Genomic DNA, 26,409 nt, shown 5'->3' with positions numbered 1-26,409 from the left:
GGCATTTTTTTGCACGGCGTTCCGGCAAGCAAAAAGCCCCCGCAAGCTGGCGCTGCGGGGGCTTTGACGACAGGGAAGGCCGGGAGGTTTCAGAGCCCTTCCAGCAGCAGCGCGACGCCCTGCCCGACGCCTACGCACATTGATACGACTGTCCGGCGGGCCTTGCGCTGCGAAAGCTCCATTGCGGCACTGCCCGCGATCCGCGCACCCGACATGCCAAGCGGATGACCAAGAGCGATGGCGCCGCCATTGGGGTTCACGCGCGGGTCATCATCGGCGATGCGCAGCCCGCGCAGGCAGGCCAGAACCTGCGCTGCGAAAGCCTCGTTCAGCTCGAACAGGTCGATGTCGTCGGGGGTCAGGCCCTCCCGCTCCAGCAGTTTGCGGATGGCGGGCACCGGGCCATAGCCCATGATGCGCGGCGCAACACCGGCAGAGGCCCCTGCAACCACCCGGGCAATGGGGCGCAACCCATGTGCCTTCACCGCGCGCTCCGACGCGAGGATCAGCGCCGCCGCGCCGTCATTCACGCCCGAGGCGTTTCCGGCGGTCACTGTGCCGTCGGGCCGGACGATGGGCCGCAGCTTGGCCAGATCTGCCGCGCTGGTTTCCGCCCTCGGATGTTCATCCTGCGTCACCTCTTGCACCTTGCCGCGGCCCAGCGGCACAGAAACCGGGACGATCTCTTGCGCCAGCCGACCCGAGGCCATGGCGACGCCGGTCTTCTGCTGCGAACGCAGGGCGAAGGCATCCTGATCGTCGCGGTTGATGCCCAGTTCGGTCGCAAGGTTTTCCGCCGTTCCGGGCATGGAATCCGTGCCATATTGCGCCTGCATCTTCGGATTGATGAAGCGCCAGCCGATGGTGGTATCTTCGACCGCAATGCTGCGCGAAAAGGCGGTTTCGGATTTCAGCATCACGAAGGGGGCGCGGCTCATGCTTTCCACGCCACCGGCGATTGCCAGATCCATCTCGCCCGCCTTGATGGTGCGGGCGGCGGTCAGCACGGCTTCCAGCCCCGAGCCGCAAAGCCGGTTGAGCGTGACGCCCGGCACGCGGTCCGGCAGCCCGGCCAGAAGGCTGGACATGCGGGCGACGTTGCGGTTGTCTTCGCCCGCCTGATTGGCGCAGCCTAGCCAGACCTCCTCGATGGCGGCGGGATCGAGCGTCGGGTTGCGGTGCAGCAGCGCTGCCAGGGGCACTGCGCCAAGATCATCGGCGCGCATCCGCGACAGGGCGCCGCCGTGGCGACCGATGGGGGTGCGGATGTAATCGCACAGGTAAACGGCGGTCATGCCTTGTCTCCGGTCTGGTTCAGGGTGTCGAATGTCCGGCCTTCGGCCACCAGCCGATGCAGCAGCGGCGGCACGGGCCAGGACAGTGGGTCTGTCGTCGCCAGATGCGCGATGTCGTGCAGCACCTGGGCCGGGGTCAGCCGGTCGGCATGGTGCATCAGCCCACCACGCCAGCGCGGGAAGCCATAACCATGCACCAGCACAAGGTCGATGTCGCGCGGGGTTGCGGCGATGCCTTCGGCCAGAATGTCCACCGCCTCGGCGATCATGGCCAGCAGCAGGCGCTGTGCGATGGCCTCGGCTGCGAACGGTTGCCGCGCAATGCCGGCCTCCTGACTGGCGGCGAGGATGCAGAGCGTCACTTCCTCGGAGGGCAGGGGCTTGCCGTCTTCGGTGTAATCATACCAGCCAGCGGCGGTCTTGCGGCCAAGCCGGTGCAGGCGTTCCACCAGATGATCGGCGATGGGCACATAGCGTTTGTCGCTGCGGTTGCGCAGGTTCTGGCGGCGGCGGTTGGCATAGGCGATATCGAGCCCCGACATGTCCTGCGCCTCGTAAGGCCCCATCGCCATGCCGAAGCCGCGCATCGCGGCATCGACCTCTGCGGGCAGGGCGCCTTCGATCAGCAGCACATCGGCGGCCTGACGATAGCGGCTGAGAATGCGGTTGCCGATGAACCCGTCGCAGACGCCCGCCAGAACGGGCATCTTCTTCACCTGCCGGGCCAGCCCGAAGGCCGCGCCCAACGTTTCGCCCGATGTCAGGTCGCCGCGCACGATTTCCAGCAGTTTCATCACATGGGCGGGGGCGAAGAAATGCAGGCCCAGAAACCGGCCCGGATTGCGGATGCCCTGCGCCAGAACATTCACATCCAGATAAGAGGTGTTGGTGGCAAGGATCGTGGTTTCGGGCAGGGCGTCTTGCAGGGCGGCGAAGATGCCGCGCTTGACCTCCATATCCTCGAACGCGGCTTCGATCGCCAGATCAGCCGGGGGCAGATCGGCATAGCCGGTGACAAAGGACAGCCGGTCGCGCAAGGCCCCGGCCTTCGCTTCGGTCAGCGCGCCGCGGTGCAGGCCTTGGGCGATCAGCTTGCCGACATTCGCCTCGGCGCGGCTGCGCGCCTCGTCGCCCGTCTCCACCACGGTCACGGACAGACCTGCCGACAGGAAAGCATAGGCGATGGCGGCGCCCATATTGCCGCCGCCCACCACCACGGCGCTGCGGATGTCTTGCACCGGGGCGGGCCAGGCCTTGCCCTGCGACAAGGCGGCGCGTTCGGCGAAGAAGATGTGGCGCAGGGCGCGGGCCTGATCGGATCCGCGCAGATCAATGAAGGTTTGCCGTTCCCGCGCGAGGGTGGAATCGAGCGGCTGGGTGGCGGCTGCGGCCACGAGGTCGATCGCCAGATGGGGGGATGTCTGACCGGGCGCGCGTTTGTGCGCCTGCGCATGGGCTGCGGCCACGGCGGCGTCATCTGCGGCGGGGGCGGGGCGGTAATCGGCGGGGATGGCGCGGCGCAGGGTCTGGTCGTCGATGCCCTGCGCGGCGGCCAGCGGATCATCGGCAATCAGGTCGATGATGCCCAGCCTTGCGGCCTCGGGGGCCGGAACGCTGCGCCCTTGCCCCACCAGATCGAGCGCGGCCGCCAGTCCGATCAGCCGGGGCAGCCGCTGTGTGCCGCCCGCGCCGGGCACAAGGCCCAGCGTCACCTCGGGCAGGCCGAGCGTCGCCGACGGGCTGGCGATACGAAACCGGCAGGACAGCGCGATTTCCAGCCCACCCCCCAGCGCCGCGCCATGGATCGCTGCAAGGGTCGGAAAGGGCAGGGCGACCAGCCGCGCCAGCACGTCATTCAACTGCGGCGCCAGCGGCGGGCCGTCAAATTCGCGCGCATCCGCCCCGGCCACGAAAGCGCGGCCCTTGCCGGTCAGGATCAGGCGCGCGGGGCGATCCGCCTCGGCCTGTTCAAGGGCGGCCAGCAGGCCGGCGCGCATCGCCTGCCCGAACACGTTCAGCGGCGGGTTGTCGAAGGTGATGATGGCGACATCGCCCGAAAGTTCATACTGCACCGGCATCTGGGTCACACCACCGGGTTCGACATGCGGCTGACGAATTTGGTGTTCAGATAGCCCTCAAAGCTTTCCATCCCACCTTCGCTGCCATAGCCGCTGTCATTGATGCCGCCGAACGGCGTTTCGGCCAGCGCGAGGCCGAAATGGTTGATGCTGACCATGCCCGCCTGAAGGCCCGCCGCCGCGCGGTCGGCGCGTTTCAGCGAATTGGTGAAGACGTAAGAGGCCAGACCGAAGGGCAGACCATTGGCGCGGCGCAATCCGTCCTCATCGGCCTTGAAGCGCGACACCACGGCGATGGGGCCGAAGGGTTCTTCGTTCATCAGGGCAATGCGGTCATCCGGGGTTTCGACAATGGTCGGGGCGTAGAAATACCCCTCGTTGCCAAGCCGTTTTCCGCCCGTTGCAACATGGGCGCCGTTTTCGCGGGCATCGGCCACCAGTGTCTCCATCGCCGCCACACGGCCCGGGTGGCACAGCGGCCCCATCTGCGTTGCCGCATCCAGCCCATTGCCGACGGTGATCTTTTCAAATGCGGCGACCAGCGCGGGCAGGAAGCGGTCATAGGCCCCGTCCTGCACATAGAACCGCGTGGGCGAGATGCAGACCTGCCCGGCATTGCGCAGCTTGTTCGCGGTCAAGGCGCGGGCCACCGCTTCGGCATCCACATCGTCAAACACCAACACCGGCGCATGGCCGCCCAGCTCCATCGTGGCGCGCTTCATGTGGCGCCCGGCCAGTGCGGCCAGATGCTTGCCGACAGGAACCGAGCCGGTGAAGCTGATCTTCTTGACCAGCGGATGCGCCAGAAGCGTGTCGGCGATCAGCGCGGAATCGCCCCACAGGATGTTCAGCACGCCGTCGGGCAGCCCGGCTTCCTCCAGCCGGTTGGCAATCGCCATGATGGCCGAGGGTGTTTCGGTTGCCCCCTTCAGCAGCAGGCTGCACCCGGCGGCCAGCGCATTGGCCACCTTGCGGATGGATTGCGACAGCGGGAAGTTCCACGGTGCGATGGCAAGGCAGACGCCGACGGGTTCACGCGTGACAAGCTGTTGCACCCCGGCGATGCGGGCGGGGATGATGCGACCATAGACGCGGCGCCCTTCTTCGGCGTGCCAGTCGACATAATCGGCGGCCGACCGCACTTCGGCCAATGCCTCGGCCAGCGGTTTGCCCATGTCCAGCGTGATGTCGCGGGCGATCTGCGCCTCGTCGCGGCGCAGAAGATCGGCAAAACGCCGCAGGATGGCGCTGCGATCCAGCGCCGCGCGATCCTTCCAGCCATTGAAGGCGGCCTGAGAAACCTGCACGGCCTGTTCCAGCTCTGCCGGCGTGATGGCGGGCATCGTGCCCAGTTCCGCTCCGGTGGCCGGGTTGATCACCGGACGGGTCACGCGGCCCTCGGGGCCGATCCGCTTGCCGCCGATGATGATTTCGATCCGCGGATATTCTGCCAGTGCCATTGCGCATTCTCCTCCTGAGCGGGTGGGTTCCTGCGGGTCCGGGCCTGCATCATCCCACCCGCGACAGCGCCGGTTCACCCGGCATTCCTGCGCTGTTTGCGCCTGCGGACTGTCGCGCCGCAATTGTCAAATCTGAGACAGGGCGGACGGCCCGCGATACCGCATCTGGGCCAGTATCCAGAGCGTAAGGGATTGAGAATTATGGAGGCAATCCGGGTGGCTTCAACGAATCCACCCGACAGATACAGCAAGACAGCCCGGGAGGCCCGCGCCATGACAGCCCATACCGAGGTCAGCCGACCCGTGAGCGAGACGTTCCGTGCCAGCCTGCGCGCCGTTGCCGCCAGCGTCTCCGTCGTGGCTTCACGCGACGGGGCCGGAGCTTGGCACGGCATGGCCGTCACCAGTGCCAGCTCGCTGTCGATGGAGCCGCCTTCGATGATGGTGGCGGTCAATCGCTCGGCCTCGATCCATTCGGTGATCCATGCGTCGGGGTGGTTCTCGCTCAACCTCATGGCCGAATGTCATGCCGGTTTGCTGGAGGCGTTTTCCCGCAGCGACATGCGCGACCGCCGTTTTCTGGTGGAGCATTGGTCCTGTGGGATCGAGGGGCTGCCGGTGCTGAACGGCGCGTTGTCAGCCCATCTGTGCCGCGTCGTCGCAGCGCATGATTTCGGCACCCATACCGTGTTTTTCGGGCAGGTCGAAGACGTGATCCTGCCCGACCCCCCGGCGCAGTCGCCTGCGCCGCTCGTCTGGCTGAATGGCGCGCGGGTTTCTGTCTGCGCCCCTGTGAAGACCTGACACCGGCCTGCGCCGGATCTGCAAACCGCCCGGTCAGGGCGAATATACCAACCTTGGGAGGATACCTTGGATATCGGACTTTTCCACATGCCGCTGCACCCGTCAGACAAGCCCATGTCTGACGTTCTTGCCGAAAACACCGAGAAGATCGTCTATGCCGATCAACTGGGCTTTTCGGAAGTCTGGATCGGCGAACACTATTCGGCCACGACCGAACCGATCACCGCGCCGATGATGTTCATGGCCTCGCTGATCCCCCAGACCAAGAACATCCGCTTCGGGACGGGCGTGATCTGCCTGCCGAACCACCATCCGGCGCAGGTTGCAGGCCAAGCTGCGCAGTTCGACCACATGTCAAACGGCCGTTTCAACATGGGCATCGGGCCGGGCGGTCTGGCCTCGGATATGGAACTGTTCGATGTGCTGGACGGCACCGTCCGCGCCGAGAAATTTGCCGAATCCATCGGCATGATCAAGCAGATCTGGTCGCAAGACCCGCCCTATGACATCAAGGGCAAGCACTGGCACATCAAGCTGACCGACAACATCATCCCGGAACTGGGTGTCGGCTACATGCAGAAGCCGCTGCAAAAGCCCTTCCCGCCGATCTCGCTGTCGTCGATGTCGCCCGATGGCAACTCGGTCGCCCATGCGATCAAGCAGGGCTGGAAGCCGATCACCGCGAACTTCTCTCCGGAAAGCACCGTGATCAACCACTGGCACAAATATGTCGAAGGGTGCGATGCGGTTGGCAAGAAGGCCGATGGCAAGGATTGGTCGGTTGCCCGCAACATCCTGATCGCAGACAGCGATGCGCAGGCCGAAGACTGGCTGCTGGATCCGGCCGGGTCGGACTTCTACTACTTCGACTATCTGTGGAAAGTACTGAAAGTGGCGAGCTACACCGCCGTGATCAAGCCGATCCCGACCATGGCCGATGATGAAGTGACCGTCGAATCCATCGTGAAAGCTTCGGTGATCTACGGGTCGCGCAAGACCGTGATCGACAAGATCATGTCGCTGCGCGAGCGGTCTGGACCGTGGAACACTCTGCTGAAAGCGGCGATGGACGGGTCGGGCAAGAACCGCGAGCGCGAGCGTCTGACCATGCGTCGTCTGGCTGAAGACGTTCTGCCCGTGATCAACGCGGGCTGATCTGCAACCACCATCGGCGGGAGGAAGAAATGAACATCGACAAGGTGATCCTGGCGTCTGACCAGGCAGGATATTTTTCAGACACCCAGCCCGACAAGCGCGTCAGCCTGGCAATCGACATCATCGCCGCAGGCGGGATGGTGATTGTGGTCGATGACGACTCGCGGGAAAACGAGGGCGATCTGATCGCATCGGCGGCCACCATTACGCCTGAAATGGTGGCTTTCATGGTCAACCACTCGACCGGCATTCTGTGTGCCGCGATGAGTGGCACCCGTGCCGATGCGCTTCACCTTCCGCCGATGGTGGCCAACAATGACGATCCGCATGCAACGGCCTTTACCGTCACCTGCGATGCGAAGGCCTGCGGCACCGGGGTTTCGGCCAAGGACCGCACGCTCAGCTTTCACACGCTGTCCGCCGAGATTGCCGACCCGACGGCCCTGCGCCGCCCCGGCCATATCTTTCCGCTGCGCGCGCGGGAGGGCGGCGTGTTGACGCGCGAAGGCCATACAGAGGCGGCCTTCGATCTGGTGCGCCTGGCGGGGCATGTGCCGGTGGGCGTGCTGTGCGAGATGGTCAACCGCGATGGCTCGATGATGGCAGGCGATCAGATCGACGTCTTCGCCGAACGCCACGGCCTGTTGAAAATCTCGGTGGCCGAGATGATCGACTGGCGGCGCCAGCGCGGCGATCTGTGATCGCATCCCTGCCGCGCGGGCCACAGGCCCGCGCGTCTTCTTTCGTGAAACGAGGTTTCCATGTTTGCGCCCCCTTCCGGCTGCCTTGAAGGCACTGTCGTCGTCGATGCTTCGCGTGTGCTGGCCGGGCCCTTTGCCGGGCAGTTGCTGGGCGATCATGGCGCCGAGGTCATCAAGGTCGAGGCGTTCGACGGCGATGACACCCGTCGGTTCGGCCCGCCTTTCGTCGATGGGGTGGCTCCCTATTATCTGGGGCTGAATCGCAACAAGAAGGATGTGGCCGTCGATCTGACGCAGCCCGAGGGGCTGGCGCTGATGTTCCAGATGCTGGAAACGGCGGATGTCTTCATCGAGAATTTCAAGGCCAGCACCTGGGCGAAATGGGGTCTGTCCGACCTGTCCGAAATCACCCGGCGCTTTCCGCATCTGGTGCATTGCCGGGTCTCGGGCTTTGGCGAAACTGGGGAATTTGGCGGGTTGCCCGGCTATGACGCGGCGCTTCAGGCCATGTCGGGGCTGATGGCGGTGAATGGCAATCCCGCTGATGACGCCTGCCGGATCGGGATTCCGATCGTGGACACCTGCACCGGCATGTATGGCTGCATGGGCATCCTGCTGGCCCTGCTGGAACGCAACCGGTCCGGCAAGGGGCAGATGGTGGAGGTGACGCTGTATGATACGGCGATCGCCATGCTGCACCCCCATGCCGCCAATGTGCTGAACGGTGGCAAGGCGATCCGCACCGGCAATGGCCACCCCAATATCGTGCCTTATGACCTGTTCCCCACCGGCACCGTGCCGCTGTTTCTGGCCGTGGGCAATGACCGGCAGTTCCGCAACCTGTGCCGCGAGTTGGGCGAGGCGGGGCTTGCCAGCGAAGCCCCCTTCTTGACCAATGGCGACCGCGTGGTGAACCGTGACAGCCTGCGCGCCCGGTTGATCCCGTTGCTGGCGCCGCATGACGGCATGGCCCTGTTTCAGCGGCTGATGGATCTGGGTGTGCCCTGCGCGCCAGTGCTGAAGGTTGAAGAGGCCCTGGCGCAAGCCCACACCGCCACGCGGGAAATGACGGTCGAATGTGGCGATTATCGCGGGCCGGGCATTGCCGTGAAACTGGGCCGCACGCCCGGCGCGGTGCATCTGCCGCCGCCCGCCATCGGCGAACACAGCCGCGAGGTGCTGGCGCGTTTCGGGCTTGGCGCGGCGCGGGTGGAGGAACTGATCGCGGCGAAAGTCGTGATCTGAGCCAAGGCAGGCCATAGGGCAGGCGCACCGCAATGCGCGCCACCTCTGCCCAGCCTGAGACACCGCGCCCGTCTCAGGTGAGACAGTTTGAGACGGGCGCCTTTCGCATCTGAGGCATAGGCTTTGGCCCACCGATCCCGGTAATCTCTGTCCGGAGGGAGGGACTTCGTGATGGCGATCTGCGTGAGATTCTTCGAACAACGAGGTGGATGACGTGACAGGCGTCTATTGCGATACCGATGCCGCGTTTTCGGAGACTCTGCGAAAAAGCCTGCGCGGCACGGCCGTCAACATCTCGCTTCTGACAACGCGCGATCCCGAGGGGCGCTATCACGGGCTTGCCGTCACGACGGCAGTGCCGTTTTCGTCGCACCTGCCGTCGATGATCGTTGCGGTCAGCCACGCGGCCTCGGCCTATCCGGCGATCCGGGACAGCCAGATGTATTGTCTGAACCAGATCACCAGCAAGGATATCGAGCTGCTCGACAAGTTCAGCCGCAGCGATCTGCGGGCCTCACGATTCACCAACGGGACGTGGCGCGCCGGTCTGGGGGGGCTGCCCTATCTGGCAACGGCGACGGCAAGCTTCTTTTGTTCAGTGGCCACCGCACAGAGTTATGAAGATCAGACGGTCTTCATTGGGCGGATTGACGGGGTCCGGCTGGCAGATGGCAGTGGCGCGGGTGAATGCGATCCGCTGATCTGGATCAACGGGGGGCCCGCCAAGCTGGCGGGTCGCGCTTACGCATAAGGACAAGCCGCACCCCGAGGGAACGGCTTTCGCATCCAATGTCTTGGGAGGGGCATGATGTGGGACATGAAAACGAGTGACGAAATCAGACCGGCGGACCCCGTCTGGCAAGAGATCGACAGTATCCGCCGGGCGCGGGGGCTGGGCGATGCGGCGCGGTTGCCCGATGTGGTGGCCGAATCGTGGAAGCGCTGCCTTGCCGACTATAATCTGCTGCCTGATCGCGTGCCGCGGGCCGAGGTGCTGGGCCATACCGAACTGCGCCTGCTGCTGGACGAGCGCGAGGAGTTTCTGCGCATCGCGGAACCCGAGGTGGAGCGGCTGTTCTCGCGTCTGGTGGACAGCGAATATCTGGTCTCGCTCGCCTCGCCACAGGGGGCGATGCTGCTGTTCCGGTGTGACTACCAGTATCTTGGCGAGCTTGCAGGTTCTGGTGTCATTCCGGGGTCCGTCTGGACGGAAGAGCGGCAGGGCACGAATGGCGTGGGCACCTGCCTGCGGGTGGGCCAGTCAGTCTCCATCGTTGGCAGCCAGCATTATGGCGCTGCGACGCAGGCACTGACCTGCCTGACCGCGCCGGTTTTCGGCCGGCAGGGGGCGATTGAAAGCGTCATCAACGTGACCTCGGCCCGCGCCGAAGTGGATGCGCGGATGAACAATGTCGTGCGCAATATCGTCGAACGCTCGGCGCGGCGGATCGAGAATGCCTATTTCGGCAGGATGCACCGGGGCAATGTACAACTGCGCCTGGTGAACAGCGCCGAAACCATGGATCTGGCCGAAGAAGGCCGCCTTGCGCTGGACGACACGGGCCGCATTCTGGATGGGAGTTCGCATGTGGCCAGATTGCTGGGCTGTCCGATCCAGCACCTGATCGGCGACTCGGCCGAAACGCTGTTTGATCTGGATGCGGCGCTGTCTGACATGCGCCCGGATCGCCCGATCAGCCTGTCCTATCAGGGGCGGACATTGCAGGCGGTCCTGTCGATCCCCGAAACACGCACGGGGCGTGTGGCGCGCAGCCAGGGCAAAGGGGCCGCCTCGGCCCGCCCGGCAATTGTTCCGGTGCGCAATGCCGATCCGGCGCCGGGCGATCTGCGCATCGATCCGATCATGGCACAGGCGATGGACCGGGCGCAGCGGCTGCTGTCAGCGGGTCTGCCGCTGATTGTCCATGGTGAGACGGGCACGGGCAAGACGGTGTTTGCCCAGACCGTCGCCCGCCGCTGTTCGGGCGAGGAGGGCGAACTGGTGCTGATAGATTGCGCCACGCTGGACCGTGAGCTGGAAACCAGCGGTGTGTTGCAGGCCTGCCTGACGCGTCCGAAAGCCTGCCTGATCTTCGACCGGTTCAACGAACTTGGACCGGCAGGGCAGGCCGCACTTTTGGCGCTGCTGGAACATGATCGCCAGTCCGGGGCGAACGGGCTGGGGATCATCGTTATCACGGCGCTGGATCTTGAGGTGATGGTCAAGGAGGGCAAGCTGCGCGCCGATCTGTTGCACCGCCTGAAGGGGGGCGCGATCTCGCTTGCGCCGCTGCGCAGCAACCCGGACCTTGCCGGAACGATCCGCGGCCTGTTTCAGATGGAGCGGGCGGCGCTTGGGAAGCCGGCGCTTGAGCTGGAGGAAGAGGCGCGCCTTGTGCTGCTGAACTATTACTGGCCCGGCAACCTGCGTCAGGTGCGCCTTGCCCTGCGCCACGCGATTGCGCTGGCCGAGGGTAAATCCGTGCGGCTGGATCATTTGCCCGATGACATCGTGGACGAGATCGCGCGCAAGGATCTGACGGCGCGGTCACAATCCGAGGCCTCGAAGATCGAGGCGGCGCTGCGCTACAACGGCGGCAATGTCTCTTTGACGGCGAAGTATCTGGGGGTGTCGCGCGCGACGCTGTATCGCAAGATCCAGATCCAGAAGGCGCGCGAGGAAAGCTGATCCGGCAGGCCTGTGCCGAAAAAGGCCGCCCCCACGGGCGGCCTTGGTCTTTCAGGCACTTACAGCGAGAAGCCGCCATCCACCGCCAGCGCCTGCCCCGTCACATGCGGGGCAGAGGCGAGATAGACCACCATCTGCCCCATATCCTCGGGCGTCTGCGCCTCGCCTTGCGGCAGGAAGATCTGCTGGTGGCGCGCCCACGAGGCTTCCTCGGTTTCCCCCGGCAGCGCCCATTTGCCCGACAGGCCGGTTTCGCCGCGCCACATGCCGGTGCCCACGATGCCGGGGCACAGGGCATTGACGGTGATCCCGTCTTTCGCCACCTCTTTGGCAATCGCATTGGTCATGCCGATCACCCCGAATTTCGACGCGCTGTAGTGGCACAACTGCGGAAAGCCCACCTTGCCCGCGATCGAGGCGGTGTTGATGATCCGCCCGAACTTCTGCTTGCGCATCACCCTGATCTCGGCCTGACAGCACAGGAACACGCCGCGCAGGTTGATGTCGATCACGTCATCCCACTGCTCCAGCGTCAGCTCCTCCACCCCGCCCAGGCTGACGACCCCGGCGTTGTTCATTGCGATGTCCAGCCGACCGAACTGCTTTTCGACCGCTTCCACCATGGCGGCGACACTGTCGGGCTCGCGCACATCGACCTGCAGTGCGGCGGTGCGCTTGCCCAGGGCGGCGATGGTCTGCGCGCCGGTTTCGGCCAGCTCCATCGTGTAATCCGCGATCACCACATCGGCCCCGGCCTGCGCGAGGCATTGCGCGATGCCTGCGCCAATGCCGCGACCGCCGCCGGTCACCAATGCGATCTTGCCTTCCAACGAAAACTGCGACTGCGCCATGTCTTCCTCCTGTTCATGGGTCGTGGTCAGCAGGTGTCGGCGCCTGTCTGTTCCGGCGCATGCCCGCCGGGCGCCGAACCCTCCCTGCGTGCAGCCCAACACGCGCCCGCGCGCCCGGCAATTGCATCAAATGCGGCATTCCCCGGTGCCGCTCCTGTCGCGCAGGAGACGGCAGCCCTTGCGCAGCGGGCCGGTGCAACCTGTCTCAGGACGGATGTCGCAGAAGGGACAGTTGAGAAAAGCGCCGTCCTGACGGCGGATATAGCCATGACCGGGTGGGCTTGACCGCGCGGGAAGGGGGAGATTCCGAAATGAAAGAAGATATCTATTGGGTTTGCGTGTTCGCGGTCGAACCGGAAAGATTCGCCGATTTCAAGGCCGTCGTGTCACCCCTGGTCGAGGCGACGCGGGCCGAGGCAGGCTCCATGGCCTATGAATACAACGTGTCGGCTGACCAGTCCTCCATCCACATCCTTGAACATTATCGGGATTCCGCGGCGGTGGTTACCCACGTCACCCAGACCTTCTCGCGCTTTGCCGAGGCGTTCGGGGCTCTGGCGCGGGTTCAAAGCTTCGTTGTCTACGGGGTGCCTTCGCCCGAGGCGCGGGCCATCCTTGACGGGTTCGGCGCGGTCTACCTGACCCCGTTTGACGGTTTCACCAAGTAATCGCCACATGGCACAGGGCGGCAATGCGCTCTGCGCCTTCAATTCTACGGGTTGCAGATGACCTTCAGCCAGACTGCCCTTGCCGGTCGCACGGCCCTGATCACCGGCGGTGGCAGCGGGATCGGCTTCGGTATTGCCCGGGCACTTGCCCGGGTTGGCGCGCGGGTGGTGATCGCCAGCCGCAATGCCGAACGGCTTGAGGCGGCGGCTGGTGCCATCCGGGCCGAGGGAGGCGCGGCGCTTGCCGCTGTAGCCGATGTGCGTGAGGACGGGGCGATGCAGGCCATGGTCGATATGGCCGTGGCCCGCTTTGGCGGGCTGGACATCATGGTGGCGAATGCGGCGGGGAACTTCATCCTGCCCTTTTCCGACATGTCCTTCAATGCATGGCGCACGGTGATCGACATTGATCTGCACGGCACGTTTCATTCGGCCAAGGCCGCCTATCCTGCGCTGAAAGCCTCACCCCACGGCGGGCGCTTCATCGCGATCACCACCATGCGGGCGCTGGACGGTTGGCCCGGTTGCGCGCATGCCGCTGCGGCCAAGGCGGGGGTCATGTCGCTTGTGCGCACGCTGGCGGTCGAATGGGGGCCGGACGGGATCCGCTGCAACACGATCGCGCCCGGCCCCATCGGGGACACAGAAGGGGTGCGCCGTCTGTATCCCGATGCGGGCCCCCTGTCTTCGGTGCCGCTGGGCAGCCTTGGCCGGATCGCCGACGTGGCCAATGCGGCGATCTATCTCTGTTCGGAGGCAGGTGATTTTGTGAACGGATCTGATGTTGTGGTTGACGGTGGTCGTCAGCGCGTTTGATGAATGCAATCAACGTGACCTGCTTCGCGCATTTTATTCCCCACCTCGCGTATCCCCGATTTAACGGCATGGATGCGTTCAACCGCTCCTATGCGGGCACTGCTTTTGTGCGGCTAGCCGCATCAGGTCCCGCCCCAACACCCGCTGCGGCGATTGATCGCCAAAGCAAAGGCCCGGTCGAAAGACCGGGGCCAAAAGCGTGCCGCTGCGAGTGGATGCGGGTTGTAAAAGCGCGTAATCTCTGCGCTCAGGCCAGGATTTTTGCGTGCGCGGCCTCGAACGTCTCGCGCAAAACGGCGGCTTCTCTGCCGAGGTCTTGAGCGCAATAAGTGTTCAGGAACTGACGGCCCGCAAAAAGGCTGCGGTCGGTCTGGCCCAGCTTCGCCTCATCACAGACGCGAGCCCAATGGTTCGCGATCGTAGTGATTTGCTGAAGCATGATCTTTGTCGCCTTGTCCGCGTCCAGCAGGAAAGCTGGAGCCGCAGCCAGGCAACTGGCCAGCGTGCTGCGTCGGTTGTCACCCGTGATCAGCATCGCCTGAGTGGCCTCGGAGCCCGTTCGACCTTGCGGACAAATGTCATAGGCAGGCGTCAGCGACAGCATCTTGCCGTCCCAGTATGCGGAATGGTTACGCGCGTGGTCATCGGTGTTGCCACAAAGGATGTTGAAGCAGATCCGCGCGAAAAGCTCTCTCAGGGTGTCTTTCGGATCGGTGAACCTGTGCCGGATGATCTCGGCAAGGTCGGCATAGGAAGCATAGCGCGCCATCATCTCGTCAAGACCGAAGATTGTAAGGGCTGAGACCATCGCCCGCCGGTGCCAGCCGTTCGCGGCCTTTACGCGGTCGAAACGCTCGATCAGCAAAACGTCCTTGCCTGCCGCGCGGATCAAGGAGACGGGTGCTACGTTCAGGCCTGAGGCTGAAGCCAGCTTCATGGCAATGAACTCAGCCTTCACCACGTTATAGATATCGGCGCTTGCCGAAAACTTTGCGATCAGTTTGCGATCACCGTCGTCGATCAATGCCTTGGGACGGGCACCTCCGATCGAGGTGCCATGATTAAGCGCGAGGTCGAGAGTCGGGGTAAGCGGCACTCCCTTCTCGATCATGGCCGCGGCCTCGAGAAGCTCTTCGTAAGGCGCGCTTGCCTTAAGGCGCGGCACATAGTTTGTCGCGGACTCCTGGAAATCCAGAGCGCCGATGCGATCCGAACCCGACTGTAGCAGGAAGGTGAGTTCCGACAGGCCGGCTGCTTCCGCAGCCTTTGCCCCGATCAGACGGTTGATGATCACACGACGTCCCCAGGCATCAGGGGATCCGTCGCGAATGCTGCTGGCCATTGACAACCCGGCCGGCGGTTCAATCAGTCCCCGGCCAAGCGGAAGCTCGGGCTCATAAATCGGGATCGCGTCGCTGCGGGCCAGATAGCTGGCACCGTAGTTGAAGACATAGCGGTCCTGATCTAGCGCGAGCCGGCCCGCGACGACCGGGTCGGTTTCGCCTGGCAGCCATATCCAGACAAAGGCCCCTTTGTTTTGCACGGAGTCAGAAGTCATCATCTATCTCCGCGGTAGGCGCGCGCACGGCCTTCGGCAGCAATGTCAGCTTTTCATCAAGGCGTGCCGTATGCAGCGCAAGGGAAGATGGATCGGGGTCAAAAAGACGGATTCCAAGAAGTGCTGCGACTTCGAAGGCTGCGCCAATTTCGGTTCCTGCGCTGCCGTTTTCGATGTTGCGCAAGGTCGTGCGGCTTATGCCTGCCCGATCAGCAACCTCCTCTGATGTCTGGCCACGTTCCAGCCGTGTCGTCTTGATCAACTTGCCAAAGAGGGACAGCGCTTCTGTCGTAACCCTTGAGTAGCTCCTAATTCGTTTCATCTGAGAGAGCCTCTCTGGGTAGTATAACGAGCGCAAGAGCGCTTTATGGGCATTTAACGGATCAGCCTACTCTTCCTGGAGCTTTTGTCAAGCTACGGCCAGTTTAATGCCCATATAGCCTGATCATGGCTGTTTAAATTTGCATCTCGATGCAAAATCAGTCGCTTGGTCATATTCACCGCGCAGTAAAGTTACATCGAGGGCCTTGGGAGAGATTTGTCCTCCTCCAGCCGACCCTTCTGGACTCAAAAGAAAAGCCGATGGCACATCCCGGCAGGGCCGGGACCGGGACCGGGCTCTGGTCGTGCCGACTGTCCTCGTCGATCCAGCCGTCCAGACGATCTGGAAAAAGCACTGACTGGCCCCGATCCGTACCCTGGATGAACCCCGCCAAGCGCATCCCCGCTGCCTTGCGGGAGGCTGCCACAGCCGAAAATCTCCACACAGCCTCACCCCAAGGCGAGCATTGGCTAATTACACCTCGCAGCAGCGCAGCATCCGAAAAGCGGCAACTGGAAGCAGACCGCGCTCCAACGTGTTTCGGCGCGCGAGGTTTCCCTCGCGCGCCGAAAACTGCGATACCGGCTCAGATGCTTCCCGCGCTCATTTCCCTGGCGATGTGGTCAGCTTGCCGAATGGCCAGTGCCACAATGGTCAGCGTCGGGTTTTCCGCTGCCCCGGTGGTGAACTGCGAGCCGTCCGAGATGAACAGGTTCGCAATGTCGTGGGTCTGGCCCCATTTGTTGCAAACACCGTCCTCAGGCCGTTCCGACATGCGGTTGGTGCCAAGGTTGTGGGTTGACGGGTAGGGCGGGGTCGGGAAGGCGCGGGTGGCACCGACCGCCTCATACATCGCGATGCCCTGTTTGTAGGCGTGATTGCGCATCGCCACGTCGTTGGGGTGGTCCGAGTAATGCACGTTCGGTGCCGGCAGGCCGAACTGGTCCTTGGCATCGGCGGAAAGCGTAACACGGTTGTCGGCCTGCGGAATGTCCTCGCCGACAATCCACATCCCGGCCATGTTCTCGTAGTGGTCGAGTGCAGTGGTGAAGCTGCGCCCCCAGCCGCCCGGGTTCAGGAAGGCCGCCATGAACGGCAGACCAAGGGAGAGGGTTTCCAGCTCATACCCGCCGACAAAGCCGCGCGCGGGATCATGGCGCGCTTCGTCCTGAACAATGCCGGCCATGGTGGTGCCGCGCCACATGCGGACGGGTTTGTCGAAGATCGCATAGACCGATCCGGTGACGTGCCGCATGTAGTTGCGCCCGACCTGGTCGGACGAATTGGCCAGCCCGTTCGGGAACATGGGCGAGGCCGAGTTCAGCAGAAGACGCGGGCTTTCGATGGTGTTGCCAGCGACGCAGACGATGCGGGCCTTCTGCATCTGAAGGTTGCCATCCTTGTCGAAATACTCGACGCCGGTAACCTTGCCTTCGTCGTTGTGCAGGATGCGCGCGGCGTGGCTGCGGTCGCGCACCTCAAGGTTGCCAGTTGCTTCGCCAGCGGGGATGTCTGTGTAGGCGGCAGACCATTTTGCGCCCCATTTGCAGCCCTGAAAGCAGAACCCGGTCTGCTGGCAAGCCATCCGCCCGTCATACTCGGAGGAGTTGATCGCCATGCGGCCGGTGTGGACCTCTTTGTAGCCAAGGGCCTTGGCGCCCTTTTCGAACACCTTGTAGTTGTTGTTGCCCGGCAGCCCCGCGCGGTCGCCGGTGCGCGTAACACCCAGCTTGGTTTCGGCCTTTTCATACCAGGGTGCCATTTCGGCCCCGTCGATCGGCCAGTCGAGCAGGTTCGCCCCCTCGACCGGGCCATAGGTTGTCAGCGCCTTCCATTCATGGTCCTGAAAGCGGATCGACGCGCCAGCCCAATGGGTGGTGGTACCGCCGACAGCCTTGACGATCCAGGCCGGCAGCCCCGAGAAATCCTTGGCCACCCGCCAGTCGCCCGAGGTTGTCCGCGTGTCCAGCCAGGCAAGCTGACCGAAGCTTTCCCATTCGTCGTTGATGTAGTCCTCCGGCAGGTAACGGCCTCCGGCTTCCAATGCCACGACCTTGACGCCCTTTTGCGCCAATTCATTCGCAAGGACGCCGCCCCCCGCCCCGGTTCCGATGATGACGACGACGCTGTCGTCGTTCAGATCAAACGTTGCCATGTGTCGGTCCCCCCCTTAAAGCCAGTTGATGTCGTCGAAGCCGCGGTTGATGTAACCGCCCTGAGAGAAGCTTTCCCCCTGGTAGCCAAAGATCGGCCAGACCTCTTTCTGGTTATAAAGCCCAGTCACCAGACCGCCGCGAATGGCTTGGAAGAACGGTGAAGATTCAATGGCTTGAAGAACTTTTACGCGGTCTTCCTCCCAGCCGATGCTGACGTAATCCGCATGGCCCTGCGCTTGGGCCGCGGCATCAAGTTCGGCGATCCCGGTGGCGACGAAGTCTTTCTTGTCTTCCGCGTCATAGCCCTTGACGGCGACGGCATAGAACTGATCCGGCACCTGATCATGCGGGTAGATGTCGCGCGCCATCTGCAACAGCGTCGCCATCTGCGCAGGCGTAATCACCGTCACTTCCAGCGCCCAGGCGGCATTTGGGGCAGCAATGAAGCCCACCCCTGTGACCGTCAGCGCCCCGGCTGCGACTGCCCTCCCAAGCAGTGCGCGGCGGGTGAGACCTGTCCTTTGCAATTTAGTCATGTGATCCTCCCTTGATTGTCGTCGGCGTAGAAGCGTCAGAGATACCTGCCGCCCCGTTGCAAGACCTCGATCTGGTAGCCATCCGGATCGGCGATGAAGAAGAAGCGGGCGATGACGCTGCCCGCGGGGGCAAAGTCAACCAGTTTGCGCGGCGCAAGGCCCGCAGCGGTCAGCCTCGCATGTTCGGCGTCAACATCGGCAACCGAGACGGCGAGGTGACCGTAGCCGTCGCCCAACGCATAGGGTTCCGCCCGGCCCTTGTTAACCGTCAGCTCCACTTCAAACGTGCTTTCGGGGTTGGACAGATAGATCAGCGTGAAGCTGTCGAAATCCAGCCGTTCGGCCACCTTCAGGCCAAAAGCCTGTTCGTAAAAGGCCAATGAGCGCGCTTCGTCCAGCACGCGGATCATCGAATGAATTGCCTTGGCCATGTACCCTCCCAACATCGCAGTCGATTTTGGTAAGGTTAGAGAACCAACTTTGCACGTGGGTAGTAGCGGACTACTACAGACCGCTTTTCTGCTTATTCGGCTGCAAAGCGGCTATCCGTTTGTGGCACCTGATCATACTCGCCCAGATGGATGGTGCAGGCGCAGCGCAAAAGCGACGTGAAGTTCGTCGCCTCGCCGTGCTGCTGCAACACTTCGGAATGCAGTTTTGATAGGAATGCAGGCGTCGTGGTCCCGTCTTTGCTGGCCATCTGGTCCACGATGCCCCAAAAGGCACGTTCCAGACGGATGCTGGTGGACTGACCGTTCAGTCGCAGACGACGAGTGACATATTCATAGCGGGCGGGGTCTTGCCCCGCGAACATCTGGCACACTGCTGGATCCCCCCTTGATCTTTAAAAGGTGGGGCGGATCGGACGAGTCGTCAATTCACCATTGTGAAACAGTAGCGCGGCCACCCGCGAGGTGGCTACGCGGGTTCCAGGCAGTGCATGTGCCGCCGACCTTGCGCAACAGCGTGGCCGTCCTTGATATCGGGCCACGGCGGCATCTATGACTGACAGGGCATGACATGAACGAGGTGACGACGATCCCCTGTGAAGAACATGACCGCCTGCGGTCTGACGCAGGCAACACTGGCAGCAAAGGTAGGCGTGAACCACGTTACGGTCGTTGAGATCGCAAGCGACCGCAAGCGAGGCTCTGTAGCAACACTACGCGCCTTGGCCGGTACCCTCGGCGTAAGCTTGGATGATCTCGCAGAGTAAGGTCGGCCCAAAGCCGCAACTCGACCGCTTTGATCTGAAGGCCCGCTTCCGGCTTCGCATGGCTGAGGCTGTGATATATGCGCGGCACCTTGGGTGCTGGGATGCGACAGCTGAAAAGTGCACCCGCGCCATTACGGCTCTGACGTGTCGGAATCCACGGATTTTGCAAACAGGATCCATTCCTCTGCATCGACCTGCCAGTCCCCTTTGACAACCGAACGTCTGGCAACTTCGCGGTACCCTCGGGCTGCATAAAGGCGAAGCGCATTCTGATGTGTGTCTGCGGCGATCAGGCTGATGCTCCTGTGGCCTGCGCGGCGTGCTACATCTTCGGCATAGTCCAAAAGCGCGCTGCCGCAGCCCTTGCCGCGGAACTGGTCATAGGTCGCAAGCACGTTCAAATACCAGGACCCCGGCGCGAGTGCTTCAAGCTCTAGCAGAGGGACGAAGATTGCGGGTGTGTCGGGGTCCAACGGTCCTGGCGCATCCTCGGACGGATAGCCCAACAGGCATGCGGCTACATCGCCGTTCAGTTCGGCTAGCCATGCGTTCCGATACGAAAAACTCCCAGTCTCGCGCGCGGCACGTTCTTTGCCATAAACCCAGGGATCGCCTTCGGGGCCAACGGATCGTTGCCAGAAATGCAGCGGCAGATCGTCCGCCGCCATGTTGATGAACCGGACCAGATGCCCGGCGTCCGACGCTTTCGCTGTCCGGATCTCCATTTTTGTCCTTGTCCCTTTGCTACCCGCACCATGCGCAATTCATTGCGTGCATAGACGATTCATCGCGTCTGTGGCAGTCAGATATCGCACAGCGTCAGGCAACGGATAACGGCAGGGCACGCCCGCTGCTTGTCGTTGGTTCTTGCCAGCCGACCTTCTGAGAAATACGAAAGAACAGTGACCTACGCAAAATCTGGAAGGATTGAAATGAGCGACATGGTTTTCCGCTTTCCCACGCCCGGCCCCGAGCCACTGCTGACCGATCTGGAGGGCTGGACCAAGGTCGAGGGCAATCCGACCATGAAGACATGGGTCCAGCACACGTCGATTGACGGCAGTGTCATCAGCGGCACTTGGGAAGCAACGACAGGCACATGGCACGCCAGCTACAAGTTCTACGAGTTCGTTCACCTGATCGAGGGCCAGATCACCATCACGCCAGACGGCAGTGCCCCCGTAACGCTGCATCCCGGTGACGCCTTTACCGTCGAGCCTGGTTTCAAAGGAACTTGGAAGATCGAAAAGCCCGTCAGAAAACACTTCTGCATCAAGCTGAAATGATGCGATTGGCCCGGGTACCTCCCGTGGCCAATCTGGCAGAATAGCCCCTTTCAGATGTTCATGGCTTTTGCACGAGCCTGCCCCTTGCGCAGGGGCGGGCAGGATCGACGTGCCCGCCCCCGGCCTCATCTTCATGAAACCTTGCAGCGCGCCCAAAGGCGCCACTCATGCATGTTGCAGCAGGGTTTCCGTATCAGCCCGTTGCAGGGCCTGATGGCGCGGGCCGATCTTGAGGTGATCCATGAGGTGGGCTGTGCCAACCATCTGCTCTTGCCGGTGGTGCACTGGTCAGGTCGTACAGCGCCACATTGTCGGCATTGTGGATGATAGTGGCGCCGATGGCATCCTGAGCCACGTAAAGATCCTGCATCACCTCCGTCTGGCCATAGACCATGACCTGACGGCCACAGGCTTGCTTGAAGTCAACGTGGAACATCCGGCCATTATGCGCCAGGTGGCAACCATCGTGCGAGAATGCCCTCGCGATCCATCCGCGCCCCGGCACCTGCGGCCCGGATCATCTCGACCGTGCCGGTTTCCAGAACACCGGCCCGAATGCGGGCCAACACATAGTCGCGGCTTTTCCGCTCAAGAACTACAGTGGAAATACCGGCCTTGTTCAAAAGCTGTGACAACAAAAGATCCGAAGGGCCTCCACCAATGATGGCAAGCAGTCTCAGGGTGCAGCGATTGCCCCACCCCTACTCACGGAAGAAGGGGGTGAACCGCGGAGCCAGTAAACAGGCGGTTGCCTGCGGTCCTTACCCGGTGAACCGATATAGTGGCTGCCCAACTCGACGGTATCGCAGTAGAAATAGGCGGTCCTCTGAAGGCCAGATGAGACATGCCGCCCAGCCCGAGACTGGGATTCTGATGCTCACTCCTGCCTGGAACCGACTTCTGGTTTCGGATGTTCCATAAGTGCGGGTTATCCGTTCAATCAGAAAATCCAAGTTAGTCTAATCGTTATGCTCTGTTATGACTATTCAGCGAAAAGAAGAGCCAAGAGGGCGGCGATGCGCCGCCCCACCAAGGCCGGACTCAAATATGCGCGCACACCTGATCGGAGGAAACCATGGACGGAAATGACATCAAAAGCAGCGGCAAGTGCCCGGTGCTGCATGGGGCCAACCCCAACACCACATTCAAAGGCCGCTCGAATCGGGACTGGTGGCCGAACCAGCTCAATCTGAAGATTCTGCACCAGAACTCTTCGCTCTCTGATCCGATGGGAACCGGGTTCAACTATGCCGAGGCGTTCAAGAAGCTTGATCTGGCTGCGGTGAAGGCTGATCTTTACGCGCTGATGACCGACAGCCAGCCGTGGTGGCCGGCGGATTGGGGCCATTACGGGCCGCTGTTCATCCGCATGGCGTGGCACAGCGCGGGCACCTACCGCACCGCCGATGGGCGTGGTGGCGCCCGGTCCGGCACGCAGCGCTTTGCGCCGCTGAACTCGTGGCCGGATAACGTGAACCTCGACAAGGCCCGTCGGCTGCTGTGGCCGATCAAACAGAAATACGGTGACAGCCTGTCCTGGGCTGACCTGATGATCCTTGCGGGCAATTGCGCGCTGGAATCCATGGGATTCAAGACCTTCGGTTTCGGCGGTGGCCGTGCTGATGTTTGGGAGCCTGAGGAAGACATCTACTGGGGCAGTGAAACCGAATGGCTGGCGACCTCGGACAAGGCCAACAGCCGCTATTCGGGTGAGCGCGAGCTGGAAAACCCGCTGGCCGCCGTGCAGATGGGCCTGATCTACGTCAACCCGCAAGGGCCGGACGGCAATCCCGATCCGGTGCTTTCGGGGCGTGATGTGCGCGAAACCTTTGCCCGCATGGCGATGAATGACGAGGAAACCGTGGCGCTGGTTGCGGGGGGCCATACGTTCGGCAAGACCCATGGCGCAGGGGACGCAGCGCTGGTCGGTGCCGACCCCGAGGCCGCGCCGATCGAGGCGCAGGGCTTTGGCTGGAAGAACGCGCTGGGCACTGGTGTCGGCGGCGATACCACCTCCAGCGGCTTTGAAGGGGCCTGGAAACCCAATCCTACCACCTGGGACATGGGCTATCTGAAAGTGCTGTTCAAATATGAATGGCAGCAGGTGACTTCGCCCGCCGGTGCGATCCAGTGGCATGCGAAGGATGTGGAAGACGAGGATATGGTCGTGGATGCCCATGATCCGTCGAAGAAACATCCGCCGATGATGACCACCGCCGACCTGTCGCTGCGCTTTGATCCGATCTATGGCCCGATTGCCCGGCGCTTTGCGGATGACCCGGATGCCTTCGCCGATGCCTTCGCCCGCGCCTGGTTCAAGCTGACCCACCGCGACATGGGACCGAAGGCGCTGTATCTGGGGCCGGAGGTACCGGCGGAAGATCTGATCTGGCAAGACCCGATCCCCGCCGTGGATCATGTGCTGATCGACAGTGCCGATATTGCCGCGCTGCAGGCAAAAATCCTGGCTTCGGGTCTGACGATCCCGGAATTGGTGTCCACCGCTTGGGGCTCGGCGTCCAGCTTCCGCGGGTCTGACCTGCGCGGCGGGGCCAATGGCGCCCGTATCCGCCTTGCCCCGCAAAAGGATTGGGAGGCCAATCAGCCGGAACAACTGGCGAAGGTGCTGGCGGTGCTGGAAGGCATCCAAGCTGCCTTCAATGCACAGGCTTCGGGTGGTAAGAAAGTGTCGCTGGCCGATCTGATCGTGCTGGGCGGCGGGGCTGCCGTGGAAGCGGCGGCGCAGGCGGCGGGTCAGCCGGTTAGGGTGCCCTTCACCCCGGGCCGGATGGACGCCACGCAAGAGCAGACCGACGCCGAAAGCTTCGCACCGCTGGAGCCGATGGCTGACGGGTTCCGAAACTACCAGAAGAAAGCCTTCACTGTATCTGCGGAAGAGCTTCTGGTGGATCGGGCGCAGCTTTTGACGCTGACCGCACCGGAAATGACGGTGTTGGTCGGCGGGTTGCGGGCGCTGAACGCCAACCACGGCGGCACCGCGCATGGGGTGTTTACCCAGCGCCCCGGCACACTGACGAATGACTTCTTCGTCAATCTGCTGGATATGGGCACGGTCTGGACGCCGGTTTCGGCGGCGCAGGATCTGTTCGAGGGCCGTGACCGGGCAACGGGTGCGGTGAAATGGACGGCGACGCGGGTCGATCTGGCCTTCGGCTCCAACTCGCAACTGCGGGCACTGGCCGAGGTTTATGGCCAGAACGGCGCACAGGCGAAATTCGTGGCGGATTTCGTGGCGGCCTGGACCAAGGTGATGAATGCGGACCGCTTCGACTTGTGAGCGTGATCTGAGGTGGAGCGGGTGCAGCTGTCGAGGCTGCGCCCGTTTTCATGCTCAGGCTTTCCTGGGCAGGGCGCGCCAGTGGCAGACGTGGCGATCTCGACCTGCCGTGATGCTGCGCAGTCTGGGCGTCGGAACGATTGGTCTCTCGGCTGTTCCCGATCCCGAATGAACTGGCGGAGCTGGAGGCGGTCCGTGGTCTTGATCTGGCCCATATGATCGACCGCAGTCAGAGTTTGGCGACTTGGCTAACGCTTGATGACTTCCATCTGAAAGATTTAGCGGGTGTATGTCCTTGGTACGCCTTTTGGATGGCGTGGCGCTGGCCGGGAATAAGTCCGAAACTGATACGCTGATGGCCGCGGTCGCGTTGCGGGCGGCCTTTCGCGCGGGTGGAGCCGATTTTGGGCATGGCGCGGCGGCGCTTCTAAGGCAGATGATTCTGAAGACAAGCGGGGCACCATGGTTACATGGATGCCGCGCTTGCCTTGATGCTGTGCGTCGAAACCCTACAAAGATTGACAATTTGGGGCTATCGTGGTGATTGGAGGCGTGGCCAGCCCTTCTGGCTGCACCGTTCGGTGACCGGGCCCCTCTGGCGAGAGTTTTCGGCGCTCTTGCGATGTCGGCACCGCCAGCTAAAGCAAGCCGGTGAAGCATTTCTCATGCCCTCATGCCAGACGCGCCTCGCGCGCTCCCGTTCTACTATGCAGAATCTCACAGTGGAGGCCCTGTGATGGATTACGCTACCGAAAAATCCCTGATTTCCTATCTGAAATGGGCGTTGATCAGCACGGTGATCGGCCTCGCACTTGCGGCCCTTCTTGGGTGGCAATCGACCGGTACCATCGGCGGCACCCTGACGATCTTTTTCATCTGTGCCGTTCTGGCGGTTCTGGAAATATCGCTGTCCTTCGACAACGCGATCGTCAACGCCAACAAGCTGAAAGACATGACCCCCGTCTGGCAGCACCGCTTCCTGACATGGGGGATCATCATCGCCGTCTTCGGCATGCGGATCGTTTTCCCGCTGCTGATCGTGGTGATCGCCGCCAATGTCGGTCCGTGGACTGCGATGGTGATGGCCGCCACCCAGCCCGAAGAGTATGCCCGCATCATGAATGAGGCGCATCTGCCCATTGCAGCTTTCGGCGGAACCTTTCTGATGATGGTGGCCTTGGGCTACTTTTTTGACGAAGAAAAGGATGTCCACTGGATCCACTGGTTGGAAAGTCGCATCTCGCAATATGCCAGCGTGAAGGGGGTCGAAATTGCCTTCGTGCTGACCGTGGCGCTGCTGTTTTCGCGGCTGCTGGAAGGCGCTGAGCGCGATGTCTTTGTCTATTCCGCGATTTATGGCCTTCTGACCTTCCTGCTGGTCGAGGTTCTGGGCGGCTTTCTCGACAAGTCGCAGGAAAGCACGCGGGCTGCGGCGCAAGGCGGGCTTGGTGCCTTCCTCTATCTCGAAGTTCTGGATGCGAGCTTCTCCTTCGATGGCGTGATCGGCGCCTTTGCCCTCAGCCAGAACCTTTTCGTCATCGCGATCGGTCTGGGTATCGGGGCGATGTATGTCCGCTCCATGACCATCATGCTGGTTGAGCGGGGAACGCTGGCGCAATACCGCTACCTGGAACATGGCGCGTTCTACGCGATCCTGATCCTTGCGGTGATCATGTACTTCCAGACACTCGTGCATATCCCCGAGGTGATCACCGGGCTTGGCGGCGCGGGGCTGATCGGTGTCGCCCTTTGGTCCTCGATCCGCTGGAATCGCCGCGAAGCTGCTGCGGAGTGAGACTGCACCCCTCGTCACACAAGATTTAGGTGCTGGCGAGGGGTGTCCCTACCTATCGTGCTGGAATGTCATTTGGCGTCAATATGTTGGGAATTTCAGGGGCTCTGGAAGTTTTTTGGTGGTTTCTGCATTTTTTCTCTTGCGGGTTTTGGTTGGTGGGCCTAGATACCGCCTCACCGAAACGGACGGTTGGAAGACTGGACGGGGCGGGGCGGCGGACCGAGAGGGAAGCTGGTAGGAGTTGCGGCTTGGCGGCGCGCCAAAGGATTGGCGCGGTGCTGTGTTTTTGACTTCATGCTCTTTGACATTGATGGAATATTGAAGAGATATGTGGGCGGTTTGGTCGTTTCGGCGATTGGATGCTTGCATATCGGCCTACTAGCTTCGGCGATGATGTAGGTGACAGCTTCACTGTTTTGCGGCTTCGTTACTTCGGTAACTAAGCACAGAACAGAATGATGTGCGCAGTCGAGAGACTGT

General features: G+C 62.6%; 26 protein-coding genes. 12 read left to right on the top strand and 14 right to left on the bottom strand.

Annotation, left to right across the window (positions count from 1 at the left end):
• Positions 1-89: 89 nt before the first annotated feature.
• Genes pcaF through BMX43_RS17170 form a run of 3 tightly spaced genes read right to left on the bottom strand, consistent with a single transcriptional unit; the run spans position 90 to position 4,833 of the window.
• A complete protein-coding gene (gene pcaF / locus BMX43_RS17180) occupies positions 90-1,295 on the bottom strand; it encodes a 3-oxoadipyl-CoA thiolase (protein WP_091303399.1) in 1,206 nt (401 codons plus the stop codon).
• A complete protein-coding gene (locus BMX43_RS17175; RefSeq protein ID WP_091303398.1) occupies positions 1,292-3,373 on the bottom strand; it encodes an FAD-dependent oxidoreductase in 2,082 nt (693 codons plus the stop codon). Before BMX43_RS17175 ends, pcaF begins: the two co-directional genes overlap by 4 nt.
• Before the next feature lie 5 nt (positions 3,374-3,378).
• Positions 3,379-4,833 carry an NAD-dependent succinate-semialdehyde dehydrogenase gene (locus tag BMX43_RS17170; protein WP_091303397.1) on the bottom strand — a complete coding sequence of 485 codons (1,455 nt, stop codon included), beginning with the start codon at positions 4,831-4,833 and terminating at the stop codon, positions 3,379-3,381.
• A 273-nt stretch (positions 4,834-5,106) separates the two neighbouring features.
• Between BMX43_RS17170 and BMX43_RS17165 the strand changes: the two genes are divergently transcribed.
• The 6 genes from BMX43_RS17165 (at position 5,107) to BMX43_RS17140 (ending at position 11,427) form a co-directional block, all read left to right on the top strand.
• Complete coding sequence (locus tag BMX43_RS17165) at positions 5,107-5,637, top strand: flavin reductase family protein (RefSeq protein ID WP_175482158.1); 531 nt, start codon at positions 5,107-5,109, stop codon at positions 5,635-5,637.
• Positions 5,638-5,703: 66 nt separating this feature from the next.
• Positions 5,704-6,792: an LLM class flavin-dependent oxidoreductase gene (locus tag BMX43_RS17160; protein ID WP_091303395.1), complete on the top strand. Its 1,089-nt coding sequence runs from the start codon at positions 5,704-5,706 to the stop codon at positions 6,790-6,792.
• Between the two features lie 29 nt (positions 6,793-6,821).
• Positions 6,822-7,493, top strand: a complete 672-nt coding sequence (gene ribB, locus BMX43_RS17155) for a 3,4-dihydroxy-2-butanone-4-phosphate synthase (RefSeq protein ID WP_091303394.1) — start codon at positions 6,822-6,824, stop codon at positions 7,491-7,493.
• Between the two features lie 60 nt (positions 7,494-7,553).
• Positions 7,554-8,738 carry a CaiB/BaiF CoA transferase family protein gene (locus tag BMX43_RS17150; protein WP_091303393.1) on the top strand — a complete coding sequence of 395 codons (1,185 nt, stop codon included), beginning with the start codon at positions 7,554-7,556 and terminating at the stop codon, positions 8,736-8,738.
• 205 nt (positions 8,739-8,943) lie between these two features.
• Positions 8,944-9,489 carry a flavin reductase family protein gene (locus BMX43_RS17145; protein WP_091303392.1) on the top strand — a complete coding sequence of 182 codons (546 nt, stop codon included), beginning with the start codon at positions 8,944-8,946 and terminating at the stop codon, positions 9,487-9,489.
• 66 nt (positions 9,490-9,555) lie between these two features.
• Positions 9,556-11,427 carry a sigma-54-dependent Fis family transcriptional regulator gene (locus BMX43_RS17140; protein ID WP_175482157.1) on the top strand — a complete coding sequence of 624 codons (1,872 nt, stop codon included), beginning with the start codon at positions 9,556-9,558 and terminating at the stop codon, positions 11,425-11,427.
• 59 nt (positions 11,428-11,486) lie between these two features.
• On the opposite strand, the gene BMX43_RS17135 is transcribed toward BMX43_RS17140, so the two are convergent.
• On the bottom strand, positions 11,487-12,278 hold the full coding sequence (locus BMX43_RS17135) for an SDR family NAD(P)-dependent oxidoreductase (RefSeq protein ID WP_091303390.1): 792 nt from the start codon (positions 12,276-12,278) through the stop codon (positions 11,487-11,489).
• Positions 12,279-12,589: 311 nt separating this feature from the next.
• On the opposite strand from BMX43_RS17135, the gene BMX43_RS17130 reads away from it, so the two are divergent.
• Positions 12,590-12,946, top strand: coding sequence for a putative quinol monooxygenase (locus tag BMX43_RS17130; protein WP_091303389.1), 357 nt, complete (start codon positions 12,590-12,592; stop codon positions 12,944-12,946).
• 57 nt (positions 12,947-13,003) lie between these two features.
• Positions 13,004-13,762: an SDR family oxidoreductase gene (locus BMX43_RS17125; RefSeq protein WP_091303388.1), complete on the top strand. Its 759-nt coding sequence runs from the start codon at positions 13,004-13,006 to the stop codon at positions 13,760-13,762.
• Between the two features lie 247 nt (positions 13,763-14,009).
• Here BMX43_RS17125 and BMX43_RS17120 read toward each other — a convergent pair whose 3' ends face one another.
• From BMX43_RS17120 to BMX43_RS17095, 6 genes are all read right to left on the bottom strand, one after another.
• Positions 14,010-15,320 carry a type II toxin-antitoxin system HipA family toxin gene (locus BMX43_RS17120; RefSeq protein ID WP_091303442.1) on the bottom strand — a complete coding sequence of 437 codons (1,311 nt, stop codon included), beginning with the start codon at positions 15,318-15,320 and terminating at the stop codon, positions 14,010-14,012.
• Positions 15,310-15,642 carry a helix-turn-helix transcriptional regulator gene (locus tag BMX43_RS17115; RefSeq protein ID WP_091303387.1) on the bottom strand — a complete coding sequence of 111 codons (333 nt, stop codon included), beginning with the start codon at positions 15,640-15,642 and terminating at the stop codon, positions 15,310-15,312. The genes BMX43_RS17120 and BMX43_RS17115 overlap by 11 nt, the downstream gene beginning before the upstream one ends.
• A 586-nt stretch (positions 15,643-16,228) precedes the next feature.
• Positions 16,229-17,797, bottom strand: a complete 1,569-nt coding sequence (locus BMX43_RS17110; RefSeq protein WP_091303386.1) for a GMC family oxidoreductase — start codon at positions 17,795-17,797, stop codon at positions 16,229-16,231.
• Between the two features lie 15 nt (positions 17,798-17,812).
• Positions 17,813-18,334 (bottom strand): gluconate 2-dehydrogenase subunit 3 family protein, encoded by a 522-nt coding sequence (locus BMX43_RS17105; RefSeq protein WP_091303385.1) that lies wholly within the window; start codon positions 18,332-18,334, stop codon positions 17,813-17,815.
• Between the two features lie 35 nt (positions 18,335-18,369).
• A complete protein-coding gene (locus BMX43_RS17100) occupies positions 18,370-18,765 on the bottom strand; it encodes a VOC family protein (RefSeq protein ID WP_091303384.1) in 396 nt (131 codons plus the stop codon).
• Positions 18,766-18,857: 92 nt separating this feature from the next.
• The gene (locus BMX43_RS17095; protein ID WP_091303383.1) at positions 18,858-19,157 is read right to left on the bottom strand and encodes a ribbon-helix-helix domain-containing protein; all 300 of its coding nucleotides are present in this window, start codon (positions 19,155-19,157) and stop codon (positions 18,858-18,860) included.
• 231 nt (positions 19,158-19,388) lie between these two features.
• Between BMX43_RS17095 and BMX43_RS17090 the strand changes: the two genes are divergently transcribed.
• Complete coding sequence (locus BMX43_RS17090; protein WP_091303382.1) at positions 19,389-19,550, top strand: helix-turn-helix transcriptional regulator; 162 nt, start codon at positions 19,389-19,391, stop codon at positions 19,548-19,550.
• Positions 19,551-19,681: 131 nt separating this feature from the next.
• Here the strand turns inward: BMX43_RS17090 and BMX43_RS17085 are convergent, their stop codons facing one another.
• On the bottom strand, positions 19,682-20,275 hold the full coding sequence (locus tag BMX43_RS17085; protein WP_091303381.1) for a GNAT family N-acetyltransferase: 594 nt from the start codon (positions 20,273-20,275) through the stop codon (positions 19,682-19,684).
• 207 nt (positions 20,276-20,482) lie between these two features.
• On the opposite strand from BMX43_RS17085, the gene BMX43_RS17080 reads away from it, so the two are divergent.
• Positions 20,483-20,836 (top strand): cupin domain-containing protein, encoded by a 354-nt coding sequence (locus tag BMX43_RS17080; protein ID WP_091303380.1) that lies wholly within the window; start codon positions 20,483-20,485, stop codon positions 20,834-20,836.
• A 193-nt stretch (positions 20,837-21,029) separates the two neighbouring features.
• Here the strand turns inward: BMX43_RS17080 and BMX43_RS20520 are convergent, their stop codons facing one another.
• Both BMX43_RS20520 and BMX43_RS20515 read right to left on the bottom strand, forming a co-directional pair.
• Positions 21,030-21,272 carry a hypothetical protein gene (locus BMX43_RS20520; RefSeq protein ID WP_425431815.1) on the bottom strand — a complete coding sequence of 81 codons (243 nt, stop codon included), beginning with the start codon at positions 21,270-21,272 and terminating at the stop codon, positions 21,030-21,032.
• A gap of 7 nt (positions 21,273-21,279) precedes the next feature.
• Positions 21,280-21,471: an FAD-dependent monooxygenase gene (locus tag BMX43_RS20515; protein WP_425431814.1), complete on the bottom strand. Its 192-nt coding sequence runs from the start codon at positions 21,469-21,471 to the stop codon at positions 21,280-21,282.
• A 440-nt stretch (positions 21,472-21,911) separates the two neighbouring features.
• On the opposite strand from BMX43_RS20515, the gene katG reads away from it, so the two are divergent.
• Together katG and BMX43_RS17065 are read left to right on the top strand one after the other, a co-directional pair.
• A complete protein-coding gene (gene katG / locus BMX43_RS17070) occupies positions 21,912-24,134 on the top strand; it encodes a catalase/peroxidase HPI (protein WP_091303379.1) in 2,223 nt (740 codons plus the stop codon).
• 736 nt (positions 24,135-24,870) lie between these two features.
• On the top strand, positions 24,871-25,929 hold the full coding sequence (locus tag BMX43_RS17065; protein ID WP_091303378.1) for a DUF475 domain-containing protein: 1,059 nt from the start codon (positions 24,871-24,873) through the stop codon (positions 25,927-25,929).
• 173 nt (positions 25,930-26,102) lie between these two features.
• On the opposite strand, the gene BMX43_RS20030 is transcribed toward BMX43_RS17065, so the two are convergent.
• Positions 26,103-26,409, bottom strand: a 307-nt coding sequence (locus tag BMX43_RS20030) for a hypothetical protein (protein ID WP_217643977.1), incomplete at its 5' end; no start/stop codon positions are given.

This window comes from Gemmobacter aquatilis, assembly GCF_900110025.1.
Lineage (GTDB): Bacteria > Pseudomonadota > Alphaproteobacteria > Rhodobacterales > Rhodobacteraceae > Gemmobacter > Gemmobacter aquatilis.
The sequence above is the reverse complement of the archived record's forward strand: the minus strand, read 5'-3'. Positions and strand labels throughout refer to the sequence as shown.

Excerpts from the sequence above, each read along its gene's own strand:
- BMX43_RS17175 (WP_091303398.1), bottom strand. The coding sequence starts at position 3,373 with ATGCCGGTGCAGTATGAACTTTCGGGCGATGTCGCCATCATCACCTTC.
- BMX43_RS17165 (WP_175482158.1), top strand. The coding sequence starts at position 5,107 with ATGACAGCCCATACCGAGGTCAGCCGACCCGTGAGCGAGACGTTCCGT.
- BMX43_RS17150 (WP_091303393.1), top strand. The coding sequence starts at position 7,554 with ATGTTTGCGCCCCCTTCCGGCTGCCTTGAAGGCACTGTCGTCGTCGAT.
- BMX43_RS17065 (WP_091303378.1), top strand. The coding sequence starts at position 24,871 with ATGGATTACGCTACCGAAAAATCCCTGATTTCCTATCTGAAATGGGCG.
- BMX43_RS17090 (WP_091303382.1), top strand. The coding sequence starts at position 19,389 with ATGACCGCCTGCGGTCTGACGCAGGCAACACTGGCAGCAAAGGTAGGC.
- BMX43_RS17135 (WP_091303390.1), bottom strand. The coding sequence starts at position 12,278 with ATGGCGCAGTCGCAGTTTTCGTTGGAAGGCAAGATCGCATTGGTGACC.
- BMX43_RS20520 (WP_425431815.1), bottom strand. The coding sequence starts at position 21,272 with ATGTTCCACGTTGACTTCAAGCAAGCCTGTGGCCGTCAGGTCATGGTC.
- ribB (WP_091303394.1), top strand. The coding sequence starts at position 6,822 with ATGAACATCGACAAGGTGATCCTGGCGTCTGACCAGGCAGGATATTTT.
- BMX43_RS17120 (WP_091303442.1), bottom strand. The coding sequence starts at position 15,320 with ATGACTTCTGACTCCGTGCAAAACAAAGGGGCCTTTGTCTGGATATGG.
- BMX43_RS17085 (WP_091303381.1), bottom strand. The coding sequence starts at position 20,275 with ATGGAGATCCGGACAGCGAAAGCGTCGGACGCCGGGCATCTGGTCCGG.
- BMX43_RS17130 (WP_091303389.1), top strand. The coding sequence starts at position 12,590 with ATGAAAGAAGATATCTATTGGGTTTGCGTGTTCGCGGTCGAACCGGAA.
- BMX43_RS17115 (WP_091303387.1), bottom strand. The coding sequence starts at position 15,642 with ATGAAACGAATTAGGAGCTACTCAAGGGTTACGACAGAAGCGCTGTCC.
- BMX43_RS17170 (WP_091303397.1), bottom strand. The coding sequence starts at position 4,833 with ATGGCACTGGCAGAATATCCGCGGATCGAAATCATCATCGGCGGCAAG.
- BMX43_RS17080 (WP_091303380.1), top strand. The coding sequence starts at position 20,483 with ATGAGCGACATGGTTTTCCGCTTTCCCACGCCCGGCCCCGAGCCACTG.
- BMX43_RS17100 (WP_091303384.1), bottom strand. The coding sequence starts at position 18,765 with ATGGCCAAGGCAATTCATTCGATGATCCGCGTGCTGGACGAAGCGCGC.
- BMX43_RS17105 (WP_091303385.1), bottom strand. The coding sequence starts at position 18,334 with ATGACTAAATTGCAAAGGACAGGTCTCACCCGCCGCGCACTGCTTGGG.
- pcaF (WP_091303399.1), bottom strand. The coding sequence starts at position 1,295 with ATGACCGCCGTTTACCTGTGCGATTACATCCGCACCCCCATCGGTCGC.
- BMX43_RS17125 (WP_091303388.1), top strand. The coding sequence starts at position 13,004 with ATGACCTTCAGCCAGACTGCCCTTGCCGGTCGCACGGCCCTGATCACC.
- katG (WP_091303379.1), top strand. The coding sequence starts at position 21,912 with ATGGACGGAAATGACATCAAAAGCAGCGGCAAGTGCCCGGTGCTGCAT.
- BMX43_RS17140 (WP_175482157.1), top strand. The coding sequence starts at position 9,556 with ATGAAAACGAGTGACGAAATCAGACCGGCGGACCCCGTCTGGCAAGAG.
- BMX43_RS17110 (WP_091303386.1), bottom strand. The coding sequence starts at position 17,797 with ATGGCAACGTTTGATCTGAACGACGACAGCGTCGTCGTCATCATCGGA.